The organism is Xanthomarina arctica (assembly GCF_014638915.1).
Taxonomy (GTDB): domain Bacteria; phylum Bacteroidota; class Bacteroidia; order Flavobacteriales; family Flavobacteriaceae; genus Xanthomarina; species Xanthomarina arctica.
On record NZ_BMFQ01000002.1, the window covers coordinates 725,895 to 746,822 of the forward strand.

Consider the following 20,928-nt stretch of genomic DNA (forward strand, 5'->3'; position numbering starts at 1 on the left):
AATTGGTTCCTTAAATTAAATAATAAATATTATGATTAGACCACAAGAACAAGCACCAGAATTACAATTAAAAGTTATAGGTGGAGAAACATGGAATCTTGCCAAGCAAAATCCGAAGAACTTCACAATGGTTGTATTTTATAGAGGGATACATTGTCCTGTATGTAAAAAATATACTGAAGAATTACAAAACTTAAAATCGAAATATAACGAATTAGGAGTTGACATTATTGCTGTAAGCATGGATACCGAAGCTAAGGCAAGAAAGGCTAAAATGGATTGGGATATTGCCGATATTCCAATAGGTTATGAGCTAACCGAAGAACAAGCAAAAGCTTGGAATTTATATTTATCTAAAGGAGTTAAGGACGCGGAACCCCAGTTATTTTCTGAACCTGGTTTATTTTTAATTCGCCCAGATAATGAAATTTATTATATTGCTTTAAATTCACAACCCTTTGGACGACCTGAATTAAGTTCCTTTGTCAAATCAATTGATTTTATTGTATCTAAAGACTACCCTTCTCGTGGAGAGGTTTCTTATTAAATAAAAAAAGCCAACTAGTAATTTATACTAGTTGGCTTTACTATAAAAAGAATATGGGCTTTAGTAAGGTTGATATCCAGATCTAAAGCCCATTTATTTTATTGTTTTGATTTTGATTTCGTCTTAAAAAAGAAGTAGCCAACAGACACTTGAAACACGCCATTTTTATACGAATCCGATGATCCCTCAATACCATTGATGTTGGTTAATCCCAAATCGTATCTGGCTCCAAAATTAAGTCCATTATTTAGTTTGTAACCCAAACCAAAGTTAACACCAAAATCTACTGTATTAAAATCGTCTTTTACATTTCTACCTTCATTATCTCCATAAAGTAAAAACCCAATTTGTGGACCAGCTTCTATGCTTAATCCTTTAGTTACATAATATTTAGCCATTAATGGCACGTTTAAATAACCTAGGGAAATAATATCATCTCCAATACTAGTACCCTGTGGCGAAAACATTATTTCAGGTTGAAAAGAAAATTTCTCACTAAAAGACATTTCTGCCATAATACCAACATTAAAAATGCTGGTAATGGGATCAAATAATCCTGTATTATCTCCATAAATATCTGAAAGATTAACACCTACTTTAGCACCAAACTCAATTTCCTGAGCCTTGACATTTGTAATTCCGAATACTGCGATTGCAGCGACAAGTAATAGTTTTTTCATTGTTTTAAGTTTTAATTGTTTCAAACAAAAGAAATCATTATTACTAGATGTAGGATTCGTATTATAAAAGCTTTAACCTTTTTAACCAATTTTAACAATGAAACTAAAAACACCTATAGGTCTTAAGTCTATTTCAAAATTTAAACGAAACGAGTACCTAATTAAGCATCTGCATTCCAATTCATTACACACCAAAAATATTATTAAGGTTTGATATTTTGATTCACACGAAACAAATTTTCAGGGTCGTAGGCTTTTTTAATTTGAAGCAATCTATCGTAGTTATGTTTGTAACTAGCTTTCACTCGTTCTTGTCCTTCGTCCATCATAAAATTAGAATAGGCACCTCCAGCGGCATAAGGATGCAATGCGTTGTAATATGCTTTACACCAATCCGTTATAATATTTGCCTTTTCTGGGTCTGGATCCACGCCCACATAAACGCCAGCATATTTGGAATCTCTAAAGGCCCAAGGCGTATCTGTAGGGCCTACTCGACTTGCAGCACCACTAATTGGATATAAATGCATTTGCGACAGAACTGTTGGAATATTAGAACCAAACTTTAAATGCTGTGCGGTAATTTCTGGAGTTAAGGCGTTAAAAAAATCGGCTCTCCAATACCATTGCATGCCTTTTGGAAAAAAGCCATCAAACATGGTTTGCAAAGCAGGATAAGGCATTTCACCTACATGTACAAAAAGAGGTTTTTGGTCCAAAACAGGTTTAAAAATGTCGTCGAATTTATCTGGATCTCCTACATAACACCACACAATACCACAAAACTTTTTATTGTGTAAATGCTCTGGAAAGGGAGATTCTGGAATGACCATAGTGGCTATAAAACCATTTAAATCTTCTGTTGCCTCTTGAATAAAAGTGTCATACCAAGTCATAACTTGTTCCACCTGTTCTATGGGCCATAAGGTTGGTCCGCCCATAAGCATTTTTACTGGATGGGCTTGAAAAGTAAAGGAAGTAACGACTCCATAATTTCCCCCACCTCCACGGATAGCCCAAAACAAATCTGTATTCTCGTTTTTATTCACTGTAACAAAATCGCCATTAGCTAAAACCATGTCAGCTTCCAATAAATTATCTATGGTTAGACCATATTTCCGAGTTAAATATCCAACACCACCACCAAGCGTTAATCCACCAACACCCGTTGAAGATACCATTCCTGATGGAATGGCCAAACCAAATTCGTGAGTCGCCTGATCCACTTCATTCCAAATATTTCCACCTCCTACCTTTACGGTGTTCTTTGCCGTTTCTACCTCTACAAATTTTATACCTGATAAATCGATAACCAAACCACCATTGCAGAGCCCTAAACCACCACCATTATGACCACCTCCTCTTATGGCAATTAATAAATTGTTGTCCCTTCCAAAGTTGACGGAAGCTATGACATCGGAGGCATTTTCGCACATAGCAAAGAGACCAGGACGTTTATCTATCATGGCGTTATAAACCTGACGAGTTTCATTATAGGTTTTATCTGAAGGTGAAATGAGTTTGCCTTTTAATTGCGATGCAAAGGCTTTTATGATTTGAGGAGCGAGGTTTTGAACTGTATTTTTCATTTTAAGGTTTTGAATTTATAATAGGATTTATTAGAGAATAATATTAGATGCTCTGCAAACTATCATTACAGGCTTTAACCTGTTACTTTTGATAAAGGAGAATGATGTTCGTGAACTAATTTCCAACCATTTTCCGTATTCACGAACAACAGAGTTATTTGATCATTAACCACGACTAAATCACTTCCAAACATTAATTGAAAATCGGAGTGAAATGTTAGATTCGCAACATCTCCATAAACTGCGATTTGTAAATCATTGGCATCAAACTTAAGAACTTCTGTTACAGAACCGAAAACTGATCTTTCGTAAGTTTCATTGGCTTCTCCTTCATTTCTTGGTTGACCATTCTTGAATTCAGTAAACTTAGGACTATAAGCATGAAAGGAAATCAGCTTATCTAAATCGCCATCTTTAATACTTTGAGCAATAGCCCCGAAAGTTTCCAAGACTTCTTGTTGTGCTTCAGGAAATGGTTCATTGATTAAATCAATTGAAATTTCCTCTACTTTAACTATTTCTACTGTTGGTTCTTGCTGCTTGCATCCCATATTTATTGCTACAATTAGTATCAGATACCCTAGTGATAATTTTGTCTTCATTGTTTTATATTTAATTGGTTTTCATCAAAAGTAGAACAGAAATGTTTTTCATTATTCTACATTTAGACCAAATAAATGTAATTTTAGACCAGGGAGAAATTTAGGAGACAAACTATTGTATAACAATCGGTTATACTAATAACTCTTTACATTTGAAGGAAGTACACCATACTTTTTATGGAAACATTTTGAAAAATAAGCTGGGCTACTAAAACCAGTTTGGTAGGCAATTTCAGAAATAGTGGCCTCTTGTTTTTTAAGCAAATCTAAAGCTTTATTTAAGCGATAGTCTCTTAAAAATGCATTAGGCGATTTACCTACCAAATGCATCATGGTTCTATAGAGTTTGGATTTACTATAGCCTAAATTCTCTTCAAAGTCATTAACATTTGTGGTGGTATGTGACCAAATGCTTTCTGTAAAATCCATTAATTGTGTCATAAACGCTTCTTCATTGTTATTTATAACAAGAATGCTATTATTGGTTTCTAAGGATATATTTTGATTTTCACCTTCATACAAATCTTTGATAGCCGAAGTTATAGAAAAGTTTCCTTTAACAATATCACTTAAATAATTTGAAGTTTTTATGGTATCCTCAAAAATACCTTCTTTATCGGTTACAGGGATTCCTGCGCTTATACCTATTTTAAACTCTAAATCGGGTGTTATTATGCCATTATAAGACTCTTGAATTTTTATACCACAATGAATGGCATCTGAAACAGTATCAAAAGACATTAAAAAACTATTTGTTTCTTGCTTAACTAATCGTCCCTGATATTGAGGAACTATAGCTTTAATGGAATACGAATATCCTCTAATAGCCGTTTTTAAAGTTTCAACATCTTTGGACCGCAGAGATTTACTTTTTATTTTAACTACCATAATGGTTCTAAATGCTGGATCATTGATAATATTTAGGCTAATATTCTTAGATTTTTCAGGATCTTCAATACGTCCCAAAAAAGATTCTACAATGGTGTCATTAACTTCAATAATACGTGTAGGAATAGCACCATGAGCATGCTCATGTAAATCAATAAGAGCCTGTTTGTTTGGAGCATCAATTAAACAAAATGCTGTTTTTCTTTTTTCATCACACCAATAGGTAAGCCCACGACAATTATATTTGTGTTCAGTATCTAAATCTGCTTGATGCATTTCGGCAACATGTGCCGCTGTAATACCTTCAGGAAGTTCATGTAAATCTAAAAATAATGGCATAGTATTGATTTTGAGACTGTAAGGTACATTTTTTTAATTAAATATATAGTTTCAATAAGCTTTCTATGGACATTTCACTGGGGGTTATTTTAGAAAATAATTGTTAATTAATCAACGAAACCCGAAAAGCCTCAAAGATTTTTCAATCAAAGGGAAAGGCCTGTACTATTATTTTTTGGACTAATGTCCTATCTTTGAAAGGTAGCATGTAGCAAAAAATGAAAAACATCCTCCTCCTATTTATTTTTATGACCATTTCATATATTGGGATCAGTCAGAACACCATTTTATGGAAAGTTACAGACACCATAAATAATAAAACCTCTTTTGTTGTTGGTACATTTCATCAGTTAGGAAATTCGTTTGTTGATTCCATTCCCGAAATACAAGAGAGTTTATACCAATCAGAATTAGCCATTTTCGAAAGTGTATCTAAAATAGCGGAAACCCGAGAATTAATTAATCAAAGAGAAAAATCATACGAAATAGAAAAAAAATTAAATAAAAAAGATTTCAAAAACCTTTTAGAAATAAGTAAAGATTGGGAAGTTGATATTTATAAATTAAAACCCATAGAAGTTAGGTGGAAATTACAGCAGGAATTTCAAAATATTATATGCGAAACCGTCAAACCTATTGACAAATGGACTCATTTTGATAGCTATTTACAAGAACTTGCCGAACAAAAACAAATAGAAGTTCTAGGTTTAGAAACGGATAGTGTGCAATTAAATTTTATCTATAAGCAATATAAATATCCTAGTTGGAAAGATGAAAAAAGGAATCTTAGTTACCTTATAAAGCAAATGACCACAGACAACCCAAATATGAATCCTTGTAATCTTGTGAACGAGTATAAGGCCTTTGATTTAAATTACGACTTTGAGAAACCTTGTTCGATTGATGTTTTAATTATAGAGAGAAATGAAAATTGGCTCAAAATACTCCCTCAATTAATGCAAGAAAAAAACTGCTTTGTAGCTGTGGGCTTTTATCATTTAAAAAATGATTGTGGCATACTTCAGCAATTAAAAAACATGGGGTTTATAGTTGAACCTGTAAAAATACAGTCAAAAGTTGTTGATTAACAATTCCTGAAAAACACCTTCTTAAATAATTAACTAACTTCATTTGGTGCTTATTATAGCTTACATACACATACAAACATTTTGTAAAGTCTATGAAATCTAAAACTTTAGAGGTATTGCCTATATAGAAAATTAATGCACTATTTTATATGTCACATATACCATATAAAATGTTGCTTAGACAAATTATCTGAATAGCATATCTCGAGGGGTTATTATGCGCATGTTCTTTTCAAAAGCCATTCCTTTTTTTTCAATTGCTTATTTTACAATGACTGTATGACAATCTTAAATTTATTTTATGGCATTTGTTTCAGCTTTTTCGGTTTTTATTATTAATTTTAAACCCCACGAACTATATGTGTTAGCTATTGATTTTTATGTTTCTATAAATTATACTTATAATTCAATAGCATATGAAAATTAAAAACTCAAATTTACATCTCAGAATAAGGTTAAATTTGATATGAAATAAAACATTCAATTAATATAACCTTTTCAAATATGGAAGATAACAAACATTCAAACTCACCTGACGATCTAAGCAAATGTCCCGTTAATCATGAAGCACTTCCGCTTAATAATGGTGATACTATTGTTGAAGGCAATCATGATTCAGCATCCAATCATAGTTCATCTGCAGGAAAATGCCCAGTAATGCATGGTGGCAATACATCGACCAAATCAAATGTTATGGAATGGTGGCCAAATGCACTTAATTTAGATATTTTGAGTCAACATGATACTAAAACAAATCCATTAGGTCAAGATTTTAATTATCATGAAGAACTTAAAAAATTAGATATAGAAGCCTTAAAAAAGGACATGCATGCTCTAATGACTGATAGTCAAGATTGGTGGCCTGCAGATTGGGGACATTATGGAGGTTTAATGATACGATTATCTTGGCACTCTGCCGGATCTTACCGTATTTCAGATGGCCGTGGCGGTGGTGGTTCAGGAAATCAGCGTTTTGCACCATTAAATTCTTGGCCAGATAATGTGAGTTTAGACAAAGCGAGACGCTTGTTATGGCCAATTAAGAAAAAATATGGTAATAAAGTAAGTTGGGCAGATTTAATTGTTTTGGCTGGTACAATAGCTTATGAAAACATGGGCTTAAAGACCTTTGGTTTTGCTTTTGGACGTGAAGATATTTGGCATCCAGAAACTGACACCTATTGGGGAGCTGAAAAAGAATGGTTAGCTCCAAGTGACGAACGTTACGATAATGTAGACGATCCAAAAACAATGGAAAACCCTTTAGCCGCAGTACAAATGGGACTAATTTATGTAAATCCAGAAGGTGTTAACGGAAAACAAGATCCTTTAAAGACTGCCGCTCAAATTCGTGAAACTTTTGCTAGAATGGCAATGGACGACGAAGAAACAGCTGCTTTAACAGCTGGCGGACATACCGTTGGAAAAACCCATGGTAATGGTGATGCTAGTATTTTAGGACCGGATCCTGAAACTGCAAATGTGGAGGAACAAGGATTAGGCTGGAAAAATCCAAGTCATTCAGGAAAAGGACGTTATACGGTAACAAGTGGACTTGAAGGTGCATGGACCACGCATCCTACAAAATGGGATGGTGGCTTTTTTGAGATGTTATTTAATCATGAATGGGAATCTGTTAAAAGTCCTGCTGGCGCCTGGCAATGGGAACCCGTAAGTATTAAAGAGGAAGACAGACCTGTTGATGTTGAAGATTCTAGTATTCGTCATAATCCGATGATGACCGATGCCGATATGGCCATGAAAGTAGATCCTATATATAAGGAAATATGCTTGAAGTTTATGAATGATCAAGAGTATTTCTCAGATACCTTTGCTCGTGCATGGTTTAAATTAACGCATAGAGATTTGGGGCCAAAAGCCAATTACTTTGGTACCGATGTACCCCAAGAGGATTTAGTTTGGCAAGATCCCATTCCGGCTGGAACTACAAATTATGACGTCATAGCTGTAAAAAATAGAATTGCATCTTCAGGTTTATCAATCTCAGAAATGGTCGCTACTGCTTGGGACAGTGCTCGAACATTCCGTGGTTCAGATAAACGTGGTGGTGCCAACGGTGCACGTATTCGTTTAGCACCTCAAAAAGACTGGCAAGGAAATGAACCAAAACGTCTAGCATATGTTTTATCTGTTCTTGAACCTATTGCTTCTGAATTTGGAATTAGTATTGCCGATACCATTGTATTAGCAGGTAATTTAGGGATAGAACAAGCAGCTAATGCAGCAGGTATTAATATTCTAGTTCCTTTTGCTGCAGGACGTGGGGATGCTACAGATGACATGACAGATGCAGATTCTTTTGAACCCTTAGAGCCTTTGGCAGACGGTTACCGTAATTGGAGTAAAAAAGATTATGTAGTAAGTTCTGAAGAATTAATGCTAGATCGCACACAACTTATGGGACTGACAGCGCCAGAAATGACCGTTCTAGTTGGTGGTATGAGAATGTTAGGTACTAATTACGACAATACCAAACATGGTATTTTTACAGATAAAGTTGGTGCTTTAACTAACGATTTCTTTGTAAACTTAACGGATATGAATAATAGTTGGAAGCCAACAGATAAAGGGCTTTACGAAATTCGCGACCGTAAAACAGGAGTTGTAAAATGGACTGCTACTCGTATGGATTTGGTGTTTGGTTCTAATTCTATTTTGCGTTCCTATTCTGAAGTTTATGCACAAGACGATAACAAAGAAAGATTTGTAAACGATTTTGTAAAAGCTTGGGTGAAAGTTATGAATGCCGATAGATTCGATTTAAACTAAAAAAACCTAGCCAACAATTTGCTAAAATAATAACGGCTTCGGTTCTTTACCGAAGCCGTATTTTTTTTGCCTATTTACCCCTTTTACCTTAATTGATAAAACAAAACATTAAATAATGATAATAAGAAAAGCAACCAAAGCCGATTCGAAAATAATTTCAGAACATATGGTTTTGGCCATGCAGGATATTATTTATGAATTTATTGGAACGAAAGACTTAAAGAAAGCAAAAACTTTTTTATTATATTTTGTTGAAAGAGAAAATAATCAATATTCCTATACTAATTGTTTTGTTTTAGAAATTGATAATGAACTGGTTGGAACTATTAATATATATAATGGCGCAACACTAAAAACTTTAAGAGAATCTATTGCACTTTATATTAAAAATCATTTTGAAATAGATTTTAATCCTGAAAATGAAACCCAGCAAGGGGAATATTATATTGATACTATTGGTATAAGTCCAGAGCACCAAGGAAAAGGAATAGGAACTCACTTATTAAAATATATAATAGAAACATATTGTATCAAACGGCAACAAACCATTGGATTATTAGTTGATGAAGACAACCCAAATGCCGAAAAATTATATTTGAACTTAGGTTTTGAGTTTGTTGGAAAAAAGGTATTAGCTGGAAAACAGATGAAGCATCTTCAAAGGAAACCATTGAAAGATATAACATAAGTGAATTTTCTAAACATTGTTTGCTATTAAGACATGCTTCTACCCAAATTAACGTTAAGTTAAAAGCACTTTTCAAAACCAAAAATTAGATTACATTAGTTCTTATAAATAGTATCAAAACATTATGAATAATGATTTAATTGTACAAAAAAGTTGGTGGAAACAAAATTGGAAATGGTTGGTTCCAATTATTGGAATCGTTCTTCTTTCCATTTTTTCATTACTATCTTCTGGGTTTGGTGGTGTTTTAGGTGACTATACAAAAGCTTATGCTGACCCTGAGCTGTATGAAGGAGCCATAGCAAAGAATCCGATTGAATCCACGAGTTAAGGACGTTTTAGGTGAAGTTGAACCCATTGATCCTATGACCATTCTAAATGGTTCTGTAAGTTATTCAGACGATAATACATCGGTTAATTCCACAATAAAAATTACATGCAAAAATGGAAAAGCCATGCTCGATATTTCTGCGGACCGAGTTAATGGAACTTGGAATTACTCCAAAATTGCGATTAGAATAAAAAGTCCGCCAGAGAAGAAAGAAACCATAGAAATACTAAATCAAGAATTATAAGAAAACGAATCTATGCCTGATTATTCCTTTTTACATACTTCCAATATCGTTTTTCATGTAATTGCTGGTTCCATAGCTTTATTATTAGGCTTTATTGCTTTATTTACAAAAAAAGGTGAAAAATGGCACACAACAAGTGGGAATTATTTTCTCTTCTTTTTAATTTTAGAAGTGCTGACTGGATTGATAGGAGTCTTTATTTTTAAACGAAATACCTTCTTATTAATAATTACGGTTTTGAGCGCTTATTATGGATTTTCTGGCTATCGGATTCTAAAAACCAAAACTAATAGCCCGAAAATAATTGATATTACAGTTGCAATAGTCTCACTAATTTCGGTTTCTTACTTTTTATATTATTTCAAATCGATGGGAATGTATTGGTCACCAGTGATTGTTTACAGCACAGTTGGAGCTTTGCTACTGATAATTACTTATGATTTCTTGCGTTACCTAATTCCTAAAAAGACGTACAAAAACATGTGGCTTTACGAACATATCTTTAAAATGATTGGAGCTTTTACCGCATTGTTATCTGCCTTTTCAGGAACTGTATTTGAGAATTACCAACCTTATAGCCAGTTTTTACCTTCTGTTTTTGGTACCTTATTACAAATTGGATTTATAGTTTATTATGTTAGAAAATTTAAACGAAGTAGGAAACAACGTCTCAAAGGATAATATTTAAATTTGTCATGGGATTTTATTCAATTTATCAACTAAAAAATATAGTATGCCGTGAATAGAAACTTGTGTTTACTTCTTTCTGTTTAACTATCTTTGCCCAACTAAATAATAAGATGGCTTTCACACTACTTTCATCACCTTTACAAGGTTTTACAGATTTCAGGTTTCGAAATGCCTTCAATCATTATTTTGGTGGCATTGATACTTTTTATGCACCATACATTAGACTTAATGGGAAGCTAAAAATTAAGCAATCTTATCAAAACGATTTACTTCCAGAAAACAACAATACCTTAGAAGTCATTCCGCAAGTTATTACTAACGACCCTGATGAGTTTCTTTTTGTTGCCAAGTACGTTCAGAGTTTAGGTTATAAAGAATTAAATTGGAATTTGGGTTGCCCCTATCCTATGGTTACCAAATCAGGAATGGGTTCTGGCTTAATTTGCAATCCGTCACGAATTAACGAGGTTTTACATAAGGCTCATAACGAAACAGATATTTTGGTTTCTATGAAAATGAGAATGGGTTATGAAAATCCAGAAGAAATTCTAGAAGCCTTTCCTATTTTAGATCAATACCCGCTTAAAAATATTGCTATTCATGCCAGAATAGGAAAACAACTTTATAAAGGCCCAGTTAACTTAGATGGCTTTGAAAAATGTTTAAGTAGTACCAAACACAAGCTTTACTACAATGGTGACATTACCAGCGTTGCGGCTTTTAAAGCCATAGAAAATAGATTTCCAACCCTTGATCACTTTATGATTGGCCGTGGCTTAATTGCAGATCCTTTTTTACCAAGTATGATAAAAAATAATACCACGGAATACCCAGAAAACCGATGGGCTATTTTTTCTGAATTTCATGATACCATTTATCAGCAATACGATGAATACTTGTCTGGACCAACGCCTATAAAGATGAAAATGTTAGGGTTTTGGGAGTTCTTTTCTCAATCGACTTCAAACCCACAAAAAACTTACAAAGCCATAAAAAAAGCGACAAATCCTGTGAAATATAGAAAAGCCGTAGATCTAATTTTAAATACAGAAATGAAGCTTAAAAGTACTTTTTAGATTAGACTTTCAGTCACATATTTATCACACAGATCTATTGAAAAATTCGGTTAATTTCTATTTTTTCAAATGGCAAGTACACAGCATCATACCAGAATTAAAAGAGAACCCAAAATTGTTTTGATTCTAAAACAAAAGAACGATATATTTGACTTATCAATTACAAGGATTACAAGATTTGCAACAAATAAAAGCACACTTAGAACAAATAGCAACCATTTCTGATACAGATTGGGACTTTTTTATGTCCAAATTACAACGACGTACGTTTAAAAAGAAAGCTGTTTTTCTAAAACTTAATGATGTTGAAAACTACATCTCTTTTATTGAAACCGGTGTAGTACGATTATATATCCCAAAAGAAAATCCAGATAAAGAGATTACCTTTGGGTTTAGTTTTAAAAACCAGTTTATTAGTGCTTACGATTCTTTTTTAACTCAATCTCCTTCTGCATACGAATTACAAGCACTGACAGAAACAAGCGTTTTATGTATCACTTATGCCGATTTACAAGCTGTTTATAATCAAACAAAAATAGGTAATTTAATAGGTAGAATAACAGCTGAGCGTCTATTTTTAATAAAATCTAAACGGGAGCAACACTTATTGAATCTTACTGCAGAGGAACGCTATATCAAACTATTTAAAGAGCGTCCAGAGCTTTTAAAAGTGATTCCCCTAAAATACATTAGTTCTTATATTGGTGTTACTGCACAGGCTTTAAGCCGAATTAGGAAACGAATTTAACTCAATATCTGATTGCCACGTAATATATTGGATTGTGGAATTTAATTTTTTAGGGTTTTAAAACCTGCGGTTTTTTGATTTGGGTTCATTGTTTGAATCACGCTTTCAGATTATCTTTGTAAAAAAAGGTATGACAATCGTTATTTTTGTTTTAGTGCTGTGGTATGGAGGCTTATTCTTCCAGTCTTTCTTTTTGCATCGTTATGCGGCACATCAAGTATTTACCATGTCCAAAACCATGGAACGTATTACCTTTGTTTTAACTTGGGTTTTTCAAGGCGCTAGTTATTTAAGCGCTTATGGCTATGGCGTTATGCACCGCATGCACCATGCTTATACGGATACGGAACAAGATCCACACTCTCCTTCTTATGATGCTAATTTGTTTGCCATGATGTGGAAAACAAAAACCATTTATCAAGATATTAATACACAACGTGTTGCTGTTGATTCTCGTTTTACTAAAAACGTTCCTCAATGGAAAAGTTTTGATGCCTTTGCAAGTTCTCGTTTTTCTAGAGTCCTTTGGATTAGCTTATACATTTTATTCTTTGCTTTTTTTGCAACAGCTTGGTGGCAATGGTTATTATTACCAATTACCTTTTTAATGGCACCTATACATGGGGTAATAATTAATTGGTTTGGACATATCTATGGTTATGTGAATTTTAAAATGAAGAATACCAGTAAAAACCTCTTTCGTTTTGACTTTTTAATGATGGGTGAAGGTTATCATAACAATCATCACATGCACGCCAGTAGTGCTAATTTTGGTGTGAAATGGTACGAGATTGATATGACATATTTAATAATAAGAGTTTTAAATGCTCTTGGGTTTATTAAATTAAAACCAATTTCAGTAAAAAACAAATAGACTATCGTTCCGTAAGAATTATTAAAATAACTCCATAAAAAAAGTATCATAGAGCGTAAGCCTTATGATACTTTTTTATTTTCAATACTTTCTATAAAGAAAGCTAGATGTATAGTTCTTTTAATTAACTACTAAGCCTCTTCAAGCGTGCGCTTAGACATTCTATAGGTGTAGTTAGGATAAATATTACGTTTAGCAAAACGATTTACTTTATCGCTATTAATCATTTTAATATATACTGGTTTCGTTACACCAAAGTATTCGTACGTTGTTCCATCTTGAAAAGTGATTTCCAACAACAAACCTTTATGGATAAAATCCAAAATTCCAGAGTTATTAATTGTTTCTGTGTAATTATCTAAGTTAGCTGCAATGGTTTCTGGAGCAATACTTACTAAAAAATGGTATCCATCGATAATCTTACGACTATTAATTTCAGCTTCTTCCTGTAACGCGTCTCCGTTTTGGAATTTGTCTGGATGCCATTCTTTTACTAAATCACGGTAACTTCTTTTTAAAGTCTTTAAATCGACTTCAGTTTCCATTCCAAAGAGTTTCTTGTATTCGTTTATGCGTTTCATACCAAATTTATTTGAGGGCGCAAAAGTACATGTTATTATTGCATTTATTACTATAAAATATCAATAAAAAACAACCTAGCTATAGAACAGTTACTCGAACCTTTTTCTTTTTTAATCTGCTGTTATTCAATTTATCAGCTAATGCCACGGCAATACTAAGCGGAACGGCAACAAATGCACAATCCTGTTTTAATTCAATAGTCCCTAACTGATCCTTGTTTAAACCACCTTCTTTAAAAAATAGTCCAGCAATATCTCCTTTAGAGATTTTATCTTTTCTTCCTCCAGAAATAAATAGAGTTTCCCAGTATTGAGGTTTTAAAGGCGGATTCTTAGTAATCGTCTCTATTTTTGGTTTCCCAACAAACTCGGGAAGATATTCTTTGTCCCATTTCAAAATATAAGCCGTTCCCTTAGCTTGCACTCTTGCTGTTCTACCATTTCTATGCGTGAATTCTTCTAAAGCATTTGGAAGCTCGTAATGAATGATGTAATTTAATTCTGGAATATCAATTCCTCTAGAAGCTAAATCGGTGGCTAATAAAATCTGACTCGAGCCATTTCGAAAAGTAATCAAAGAGCGCTCTCTGTCTTTTTGTTCCATGCCACCTGAAAAACACGAATGACTGATGTTGTTTTTTTCTAAAAACCTACTTACCACATCAATGCTGTCTCTTAAATTGCAGAAAACAATCCCTTGTTGGTTACCAAGATGCAAAAGTAAATTTAATAAGGTGGGAAGTTTGTTACTTGTTGGAGAAACTACTGTTTTGACAATTAATTTTGGTTTCGCGTTATCATTTAAATAATTGATGATAGTTGGCTTATCCAATCTCACAAAACCAGGAATCGTAACGCCTTGAGTTGCAGATGTTAGAATTCGCTTATTTAAACTAGGTAATTGCTTAATAATGTCTTTCATTTCCTTTTCAAAACCTGTTTCTAATGACTTGTCAAATTCATCTAAAACCAAAGTTTTTATATTTTCTAACGAAAATCTTTCATTGTTAAAATGATCTAAAATCCTTCCTGGAGTTCCTATTAAAATAGCTGGAACATGTTTTATTTCAATTTTATCTTTAGACATGGATCTGCCTCCATAGACGGCATTCACTTTAAATCCAGACCCCATATCTCGAGCTACTTGTTCAATTTGAATAGCCAATTCTCTAGACGGGACTAAAATAAGCGCCTGTACATCTGGACAATCTGGTTTTAACATTTTTATCAATGGTAATAAAAAAGCTAAGGTCTTTCCAGAACCGGTAGGAGAAAGTAAAACCGTATTTGTCGTGTTTTCTATAACAGGAATAGCTTTCTCTTGCATAGAGTTTAGCTGATGGATATTTAATTTGTTTAAAATATCCTGCTGATCTTTGATCTCATTTGCCATAAAAATTATTTTTTTTTTGCCTTATCAGCATTGGGATTCCCCATGTTTGTTTGTGATAGATAATCCGCCAATACTTTATCTATTAATTCTTCTTTTGTTAGATGATGAAAAATAGTTGTTATCTTATTTTTATATTCCCCGGAAATATGACGATTGGGTTTGGTTTTAAATATTTTTTTAGCCCAAAGCAAGCCATTATTTTCTTCGATACTAAGAGCATCTGCTTTTTTAAACTTTTTAAAGCTTATCCCTAATTCCTGTTCGAAATCGGCTATATCCACAACTTCTTCCTCTTGTAAAATAGTCAAGGAAAGCCCCTTTGCTCCTGCTCTTGCTGTACGTCCACTTCTATGAACATAAGCATCATAAGTGTCTGGTAAATGATAATTTACAACATAGGAGATTTCTTTTACATCAATTCCACGTGCAGCTAAATCTGTTGCTACTAAAATATCAATATAACCTTCTCTAAATTGTCCCATGATACGATCTCGAATCCCTTGAGTTAAACTTCCATGAATAGCTCCAGACGAAAATTTATTGATTGCTAGGTTTTTAGCTAACTTATTAACTGCGGCTTTTGTTTTACAAAAAATAATACCTCTTTCGCCTTCTCTAGAGTTTAAAAAATGAAGTAAAACATCTAACTTCTCTATAGGTTCAACAACAACATATTGATGATCGATGCCTTGATGTCCAACTGTAGCCATATCAGCTTCAATTTGAACGACATGTTTGGACATATAATTTTGAATCATCTGTTTGATGGTTCCTGGCATGGTAGCAGTAAAAAGCAACGTTCTTCTAACTTTTGGAAGTTCTTTAATAATGCTATCTAAACCTTCTTTTAAAGCACTTACCATTTCATCTGCTTCATCTAAAATAAAATAAGAGATGTTTTTGATGTTAACAGCGTTTCTACTAACCAAATCTGCCAAACGTCCTGGCGTTGCAACAATAATATGTGTTTTAGATTGCAAGCGCTCCATTTGAGGTTTAATTGGAATCCCTCCACAAAGTGCCGCGATAGAAATCTCTGGGCTATTAGATGCAAAAGATATTAAATTATGATAAATCTGCTGTCCTAACTCACGTGTTGGTGCTAGAATAACAGCTTGAATGTCTGATGAAGTAACATCTATTAATTGCAACAAAGGCAATCCAAAGGCTGCTGTTTTACCAGTTCCAGTTTTTGCCAAAGCCACAACATCCTCTTTCTGATTAAGAATGACTGGGATTACTTTTTGCTGAATATCTGTAGGAACAGAGATTTGTAAGTCCGTTAAGCTTTTTTGTAAACTTTCGATAATTCCTAAATCTGAAAACGTTTTTGACATCTAATAATTTTCAGCAAAGATAACCACAGTTTTTCTAGAAGTGCTTTCTAATGGCCGATTTTAATAATTAATTAGACCTATTTACTATCTGAAGCACTTTTTGACAAGGGTTTAAAAAGTTTAATAGAATCGTTATTATTAAAATGGTTGTTAAGCATGCCCATAAATCCAATGGGTAAAAACATAAAAAAAGCCCATCAATATATTGATGGGCTTTTGTGTAATTTGAAAGTATATGTATTAGATAACTTTTACGTTCACTGCGTTTAAACCTTTGTTTCCTTCTTCAATATCGAATTCAACATTATCGCCTTCACGAATTTCGTCAATTAATCCTGAAATGTGTACAAAATGGTCTTTATCAACACCTTCTTCTGTTATAAAACCGAATCCTTTAGCGTCATTGAAAAACTTTACTGTTCCTTTACTCATTGTTTGTAATTTAATTTATAATACTATTTATCTTACAAAGATGATGCCATTATTTTAAAATTCAGCACATTAGTTCATCTTTCTTCAATATAATTTTCTTCTAATACAGATTGTATGCTAATTATTTTTTCCCTAAATCTAGTAGTTTTTAGATTTTAGAAACGTTTACTGCTACTAATCCTTTTTCACTTTTTTCAATTTCGAAGGTTACTTGGTCTTTTTCCTTAACTGGACTATTAAGGTTTGAAGAATGAACAAATATTTCTTGATCAGAATCTTTAACGATAATAAAGCCAAAGCCTTTTTTATTATTAAAAAACTTTACAGTTCCTTCTTTCGTTGTAGTTACATTAATCGCATTCTTTAATTTGTTTAAAATTCTTTTAATCATCTTTTTTTTATTCTGTTTATAAAATCTTTAATCACTTGTCATTAGGTGACACTAACGGTTTGATTATTACCCAGCAATTTAAGCATTTTAGTATGATCTTTTATAGCATGGAACATACTTTTTTTAACATGGTACGGCATGTTAAACTCATGAGCCGTTTGTTTAACGATACCCGTTAAGTTTTTATAATGAACATGACACACATCTGGTAAAACATGATGTTCTACTTGATAGTTTAATCCGCCAATCAACCAAAATAGCAACTTGCTATTTGGTGCAAAATTACTTGTTGTAGCTAATTGATGTCTGTACCATTCATTTTTCATCATGCCATCTTCGTCAGGTAATGGGAAATCTGTTTCTGGCATAATATGAGCTATTTGAAATACAATACTCACCATCAAACCTGTAACAAGATGCATGCATAAAAAGCCTAAGGCAATAATATACCATGGCAAAGGTACCATAATTAGTGGTAATATAAGTGCATAAGAATAATAGAATAATTTCCAAGCCGTCATTTCTACTAGGCCTTTTTCATATTCGTTTTTTTTATTTAACAAACCCATATCCTTATAACGTTTTAAACGCACAAAATCTTTTGCCGTGATCCAGAAAAGTGTAGAGATTGCATAAAAGAACCAGATATAGATATGTTGAAATTTTTGTGACTTATGATGTTCTCCATTAGGTGAAAAACGTAAGAAAAAAGGTGTATTAATATCGTCGTCTGCATGATCTATATTGGTATAAGAATGATGTAAGACATTGTGTTGAATTTTCCAAATTTCGGCATTTGCACCAATAAGATTAAAGGTATAGCCCAATAATTTATTTACTATTCTATGTTTAGAATAAGAACCATGTAAAGCGTCATGCATAACTCCCATTCCTATTCCAGACATGCCAAACCCACAAATTATATAGCAGGTAAAAAGCAACCAGGTGCTTGTAACAAAACCTGTAGAAAGCAAAATTAATGGTCCGAAAAACAAAGATGACATTACAATTGTTTTCACAACCATATTGGCATTACCTTTCTTACTGATATTATTATCTTTAAAATACTGATTGACTCTTCTTCTTAAAGTTTTTGAAAAATCTTTATCAGTTACTCTTGAAAACTTTGGATTCTCCATAGGACTCTTTATTTTTTAAATTTGTGGCATGTACTCCTTCAAAACGTTCTGTTTTGAAGTTTCGCATTTCTAAGAGAAAAGTAATTATGAAGATTTTTTTCAGAAAGGAATAATTCAAACAAACCTGAAAAGTCTTAACAAATAAAGTGTCTAATATACTACGATATTAAACTATTGAAGAAAGCAAAGGATTGATTAAAATTGTGGGAAAATTAAAAAAGAAGGCAGTCTATATAATTTAAGCTCCAAAATTAGACTACTTAAAAGTAAATTAATACAATTATACGTTAAAGTGTTGAAGCTCCTTATTTAACTACTCTCGTTAATACGGACAAAGAGACGTGAATTTGTTCTACCAAATTTTAATTCTCTCTTCTTCTGTTTTATAATTTATTCCTCCAGGTTGGATATTAAAAGCTTCGTAAAAAGGTGTAAAGTTCATTAGAGGACCATTCACTCGCCAAATTGGTGGCGAATGTGGGTCTGTTGCTACATAATTACGTAAAAATTCGTCACGCATTTTAACACGCCAAATAGTTGCAACAGATAAAAAGAAACGTTGGTTTGGAGTATAACCTCCAATTTTGGTCGTATCCTGTCCTTGTTTAGTAAGTTTAAAAGCATCGTAAGCAATAGCAATTCCACCATTATCGGCTGTATTTTCACCCACAGTTAAAGCTCCCTTTAAATGAACACTATCGAGAACTGTAAAAGCACTATACTGCTCTATGATTTGCTGTGTTTTTGCTTGAAATTTGGTATAATCTTCTTCCGTCCACCAATCGGTTACATTTCCGTTTTTATCATATTGAGCCCCTTGGTCGTCGAAGGCATGAGTAAATTCGTGGCCTATTACCATACCAATGCCTCCATAATTTACGGCATCGTCTGCATATAAATCAAAATACGGAGCTTGTAAAATTCCCGCAGGAAAAACTATTTCATTAGCAGATGGATTATAATAAGCAGTAACCGTAGATGGTGTTGTGTACCATTCGTCTCTGTTTGGTTCTTTATTGAGTTGGTTTAATTTATATTGATAATCGTTTTCACGAAGCGCCACAACATTTTCAAAAAACTGATCTCGATTAATAGACACGTCGTAGGTTCTCCACATATCTGGATAACCAATTTTTTTCTTAATAGCATAAAGTTTGTCTTTAGCTTTCACTTTGGTACTATCGCTCATCCAGTCTAGAGCATCAATGCGCTTTTCTAATACTTTTTGGAAGTTTTCAACTAAATCTAAAGCTCGTTTTTTAGCATCTTCATTAAAATATTGCTTCACATATAATTGTCCCAAGGCAAATCCCATTTGATTATCTACCCGACGAACCATAAGTTTTTCTCTAGGTTGCTGTTCAGATTGACCTGATAATTCTTTAGAATATTTAAAAGACACATCCTGAAAGGGTTGACTTAATATATTATCATGAGATTTAATCGAGTTCGCTTTTAGGTAAAGTTTCCATTGATCTAATGAAACTGAACTTAACATATTGTTTAGAGCATTATAATAAGCAGGTTGTGCGACATCAATAGAGTCTACCTTAGCTCCTAAAGTATTTAGTATGGCGTTCCAATCAATATTTGCATGTTTAAGTTGTAATTCTGAAACAGCCATCTTGTTGTAATTCTCCTTGATAACTCTGCGTTCAATTCTTGTTTTATGTGAATCGGCCAATTGCTTTTCGATGTTATAAACAACGTCTGCATTTGCCTTAGCGTTTTCATCTCCTACCATTTCAAACAAGGATGCGAGATATGTTTTATAAGCCTCTTGAATTTTAAGTACGGAAGGATCTTGCCCAAAATAATAATCACGATCTGGTAAACCTAGTCCGGTTTGTGAAACATGCAAGATATTAAGCAAGCTGTTTTTTTGGTCAGGAGAAATGTATGGCGCAAACATGGAGTAATCCCCCGATTTTATTTGAGAGGCCACAAAATCTGTTAAAGTAGGAACATCCGTTATAGCATCAATACGCTCTAAAATAGGAAGAATGGGTTTGTATCCTAATTGATTGATACGAACGGTGTCCATTCCTGATGCATAAAAATCACCAACCTTCTGTTCTATACTACCCTTAGGATGTTCTTCTTGAGACACCTCTACCAAAATATTTTTAAGTAATTCTTGTTGTGGAATATTTAAAAACCTATAAGCTCCTACTCCAACCTGATCTTCGGCAATTACCGCTTCCTCAAACCAGTTTTTATTAACGTGATTAAAGAAATCGTCACCAGGCATAATTGCTGGATCAATCCCATCAAAAACTACTGGTGTCATTTCCTGAGCTATATGCTTACTTACCGTCTGATCTTTTTTACAAGAAAGACATAGTAATAAAATCAAGGAGAGATAAGGTAAGGTTTTCATGATGTGGCTGTTAGTTTCTCAAAGATATGTTTTAATTATTTAACTGTTTTAAACAGAAATAAAAAAAGAGTGATATCAAAATGAAAGACCTCTCCTTCGTC

General features: G+C 33.2%; 21 protein-coding genes. 10 read left to right on the forward strand and 11 right to left on the reverse strand.

Going from position 1 to position 20,928, the window contains the following annotated elements; all coding sequences use genetic code 11:
- Positions 1-31 precede the first annotated feature (31 nt).
- Positions 32-547, forward strand: a complete 516-nt coding sequence (locus IEV77_RS09490) for a peroxiredoxin-like family protein (protein WP_188464152.1) — start codon at positions 32-34, stop codon at positions 545-547.
- Positions 548-645: 98 nt separating this feature from the next.
- Here the strand turns inward: IEV77_RS09490 and IEV77_RS09495 are convergent, their stop codons facing one another.
- The 4 genes from IEV77_RS09495 to IEV77_RS09510 form a co-directional block, all read right to left on the reverse strand.
- The gene (locus IEV77_RS09495; protein ID WP_188464153.1) at positions 646-1,227 is read right to left on the reverse strand and encodes a porin family protein; all 582 of its coding nucleotides are present in this window, start codon (positions 1,225-1,227) and stop codon (positions 646-648) included.
- Between the two features lie 203 nt (positions 1,228-1,430).
- Positions 1,431-2,816 (reverse strand): FAD-binding oxidoreductase, encoded by a 1,386-nt coding sequence (locus IEV77_RS09500; protein WP_188464155.1) that lies wholly within the window; start codon positions 2,814-2,816, stop codon positions 1,431-1,433.
- A 74-nt stretch (positions 2,817-2,890) separates the two neighbouring features.
- Positions 2,891-3,418, reverse strand: coding sequence for a YybH family protein (locus tag IEV77_RS09505; protein ID WP_188464157.1), 528 nt, complete (start codon positions 3,416-3,418; stop codon positions 2,891-2,893).
- Positions 3,419-3,553: 135 nt separating this feature from the next.
- A complete protein-coding gene (locus IEV77_RS09510; RefSeq protein ID WP_188464159.1) occupies positions 3,554-4,645 on the reverse strand; it encodes a nickel-binding protein in 1,092 nt (363 codons plus the stop codon).
- Between the two features lie 218 nt (positions 4,646-4,863).
- On the opposite strand from IEV77_RS09510, the gene IEV77_RS09515 reads away from it, so the two are divergent.
- From IEV77_RS09515 to IEV77_RS09550, 9 genes are all read left to right on the forward strand, one after another.
- Complete coding sequence (locus IEV77_RS09515) at positions 4,864-5,733, forward strand: TraB/GumN family protein (protein ID WP_188464161.1); 870 nt, start codon at positions 4,864-4,866, stop codon at positions 5,731-5,733.
- 504 nt (positions 5,734-6,237) lie between these two features.
- The gene (gene katG / locus IEV77_RS09520) at positions 6,238-8,523 is read left to right on the forward strand and encodes a catalase/peroxidase HPI (RefSeq protein WP_188464163.1); all 2,286 of its coding nucleotides are present in this window, start codon (positions 6,238-6,240) and stop codon (positions 8,521-8,523) included.
- A 115-nt stretch (positions 8,524-8,638) separates the two neighbouring features.
- Positions 8,639-9,211, forward strand: coding sequence for a GNAT family N-acetyltransferase (locus tag IEV77_RS09525; RefSeq protein WP_188464165.1), 573 nt, complete (start codon positions 8,639-8,641; stop codon positions 9,209-9,211).
- 124 nt (positions 9,212-9,335) lie between these two features.
- Positions 9,336-9,542 carry a hypothetical protein gene (locus tag IEV77_RS17465; protein ID WP_229736636.1) on the forward strand — a complete coding sequence of 69 codons (207 nt, stop codon included), beginning with the start codon at positions 9,336-9,338 and terminating at the stop codon, positions 9,540-9,542.
- Positions 9,526-9,786: a CCP domain-containing protein gene (locus IEV77_RS17470; RefSeq protein ID WP_229736637.1), complete on the forward strand. Its 261-nt coding sequence runs from the start codon at positions 9,526-9,528 to the stop codon at positions 9,784-9,786. Before IEV77_RS17465 ends, IEV77_RS17470 begins: the two co-directional genes overlap by 17 nt.
- Before the next feature lie 12 nt (positions 9,787-9,798).
- Complete coding sequence (locus IEV77_RS09535) at positions 9,799-10,467, forward strand: DUF2306 domain-containing protein (RefSeq protein ID WP_188464167.1); 669 nt, start codon at positions 9,799-9,801, stop codon at positions 10,465-10,467.
- A 119-nt stretch (positions 10,468-10,586) separates the two neighbouring features.
- Positions 10,587-11,552: a tRNA dihydrouridine synthase gene (locus IEV77_RS09540; RefSeq protein WP_188464169.1), complete on the forward strand. Its 966-nt coding sequence runs from the start codon at positions 10,587-10,589 to the stop codon at positions 11,550-11,552.
- 178 nt (positions 11,553-11,730) lie between these two features.
- Positions 11,731-12,300, forward strand: coding sequence for a Crp/Fnr family transcriptional regulator (locus tag IEV77_RS09545; RefSeq protein WP_188464858.1), 570 nt, complete (start codon positions 11,731-11,733; stop codon positions 12,298-12,300).
- 130 nt (positions 12,301-12,430) lie between these two features.
- Positions 12,431-13,174: an acyl-CoA desaturase gene (locus IEV77_RS09550; RefSeq protein ID WP_188464171.1), complete on the forward strand. Its 744-nt coding sequence runs from the start codon at positions 12,431-12,433 to the stop codon at positions 13,172-13,174.
- A gap of 131 nt (positions 13,175-13,305) precedes the next feature.
- Here IEV77_RS09550 and IEV77_RS09555 read toward each other — a convergent pair whose 3' ends face one another.
- The 7 genes from IEV77_RS09555 to IEV77_RS09585 all read right to left on the reverse strand — a co-directional run bounded on the left by IEV77_RS09555 (position 13,306) and on the right by IEV77_RS09585 (position 20,827).
- Complete coding sequence (locus IEV77_RS09555; protein WP_188464173.1) at positions 13,306-13,755, reverse strand: KTSC domain-containing protein; 450 nt, start codon at positions 13,753-13,755, stop codon at positions 13,306-13,308.
- Between the two features lie 79 nt (positions 13,756-13,834).
- The gene (locus IEV77_RS09560) at positions 13,835-15,148 is read right to left on the reverse strand and encodes a DEAD/DEAH box helicase (RefSeq protein WP_188464175.1); all 1,314 of its coding nucleotides are present in this window, start codon (positions 15,146-15,148) and stop codon (positions 13,835-13,837) included.
- Between the two features lie 5 nt (positions 15,149-15,153).
- A complete protein-coding gene (locus tag IEV77_RS09565) occupies positions 15,154-16,485 on the reverse strand; it encodes a DEAD/DEAH box helicase (RefSeq protein ID WP_188464177.1) in 1,332 nt (443 codons plus the stop codon).
- A gap of 240 nt (positions 16,486-16,725) precedes the next feature.
- Entirely contained in the window at positions 16,726-16,917 is a 192-nt protein-coding gene (locus IEV77_RS09570) for a cold-shock protein (protein WP_188464179.1), read from the reverse strand.
- A gap of 148 nt (positions 16,918-17,065) precedes the next feature.
- Positions 17,066-17,308: a cold-shock protein gene (locus IEV77_RS09575; RefSeq protein ID WP_188464181.1), complete on the reverse strand. Its 243-nt coding sequence runs from the start codon at positions 17,306-17,308 to the stop codon at positions 17,066-17,068.
- A 41-nt stretch (positions 17,309-17,349) separates the two neighbouring features.
- Entirely contained in the window at positions 17,350-18,447 is a 1,098-nt protein-coding gene (locus tag IEV77_RS09580) for a fatty acid desaturase family protein (protein ID WP_188464183.1), read from the reverse strand.
- A gap of 352 nt (positions 18,448-18,799) precedes the next feature.
- On the reverse strand, positions 18,800-20,827 hold the full coding sequence (locus tag IEV77_RS09585; protein WP_188464185.1) for a M13 family metallopeptidase: 2,028 nt from the start codon (positions 20,825-20,827) through the stop codon (positions 18,800-18,802).
- Positions 20,828-20,928 lie beyond the last annotated feature (101 nt).

Excerpts from the sequence above, each read along its gene's own strand:
- IEV77_RS09555 (WP_188464173.1), bottom strand. The coding sequence starts at position 13,755 with ATGAAACGCATAAACGAATACAAGAAACTCTTTGGAATGGAAACTGAA.
- IEV77_RS09510 (WP_188464159.1), bottom strand. The coding sequence starts at position 4,645 with ATGCCATTATTTTTAGATTTACATGAACTTCCTGAAGGTATTACAGCG.
- IEV77_RS09535 (WP_188464167.1), top strand. The coding sequence starts at position 9,799 with ATGCCTGATTATTCCTTTTTACATACTTCCAATATCGTTTTTCATGTA.
- katG (WP_188464163.1), top strand. The coding sequence starts at position 6,238 with ATGGAAGATAACAAACATTCAAACTCACCTGACGATCTAAGCAAATGT.
- IEV77_RS09570 (WP_188464179.1), bottom strand. The coding sequence starts at position 16,917 with ATGAGTAAAGGAACAGTAAAGTTTTTCAATGACGCTAAAGGATTCGGT.
- IEV77_RS17465 (WP_229736636.1), top strand. The coding sequence starts at position 9,336 with ATGAATAATGATTTAATTGTACAAAAAAGTTGGTGGAAACAAAATTGG.
- IEV77_RS09515 (WP_188464161.1), top strand. The coding sequence starts at position 4,864 with ATGAAAAACATCCTCCTCCTATTTATTTTTATGACCATTTCATATATT.
- IEV77_RS09540 (WP_188464169.1), top strand. The coding sequence starts at position 10,587 with ATGGCTTTCACACTACTTTCATCACCTTTACAAGGTTTTACAGATTTC.
- IEV77_RS09525 (WP_188464165.1), top strand. The coding sequence starts at position 8,639 with ATGATAATAAGAAAAGCAACCAAAGCCGATTCGAAAATAATTTCAGAA.
- IEV77_RS09580 (WP_188464183.1), bottom strand. The coding sequence starts at position 18,447 with ATGGAGAATCCAAAGTTTTCAAGAGTAACTGATAAAGATTTTTCAAAA.
- IEV77_RS09560 (WP_188464175.1), bottom strand. The coding sequence starts at position 15,148 with ATGGCAAATGAGATCAAAGATCAGCAGGATATTTTAAACAAATTAAAT.
- IEV77_RS09550 (WP_188464171.1), top strand. The coding sequence starts at position 12,431 with ATGACAATCGTTATTTTTGTTTTAGTGCTGTGGTATGGAGGCTTATTC.
- IEV77_RS09490 (WP_188464152.1), top strand. The coding sequence starts at position 32 with ATGATTAGACCACAAGAACAAGCACCAGAATTACAATTAAAAGTTATA.
- IEV77_RS09500 (WP_188464155.1), bottom strand. The coding sequence starts at position 2,816 with ATGAAAAATACAGTTCAAAACCTCGCTCCTCAAATCATAAAAGCCTTT.
- IEV77_RS09565 (WP_188464177.1), bottom strand. The coding sequence starts at position 16,485 with ATGTCAAAAACGTTTTCAGATTTAGGAATTATCGAAAGTTTACAAAAA.
- IEV77_RS09495 (WP_188464153.1), bottom strand. The coding sequence starts at position 1,227 with ATGAAAAAACTATTACTTGTCGCTGCAATCGCAGTATTCGGAATTACA.
- IEV77_RS09505 (WP_188464157.1), bottom strand. The coding sequence starts at position 3,418 with ATGAAGACAAAATTATCACTAGGGTATCTGATACTAATTGTAGCAATA.
- IEV77_RS09575 (WP_188464181.1), bottom strand. The coding sequence starts at position 17,308 with ATGATTAAAAGAATTTTAAACAAATTAAAGAATGCGATTAATGTAACT.
- IEV77_RS09585 (WP_188464185.1), bottom strand. The coding sequence starts at position 20,827 with ATGAAAACCTTACCTTATCTCTCCTTGATTTTATTACTATGTCTTTCT.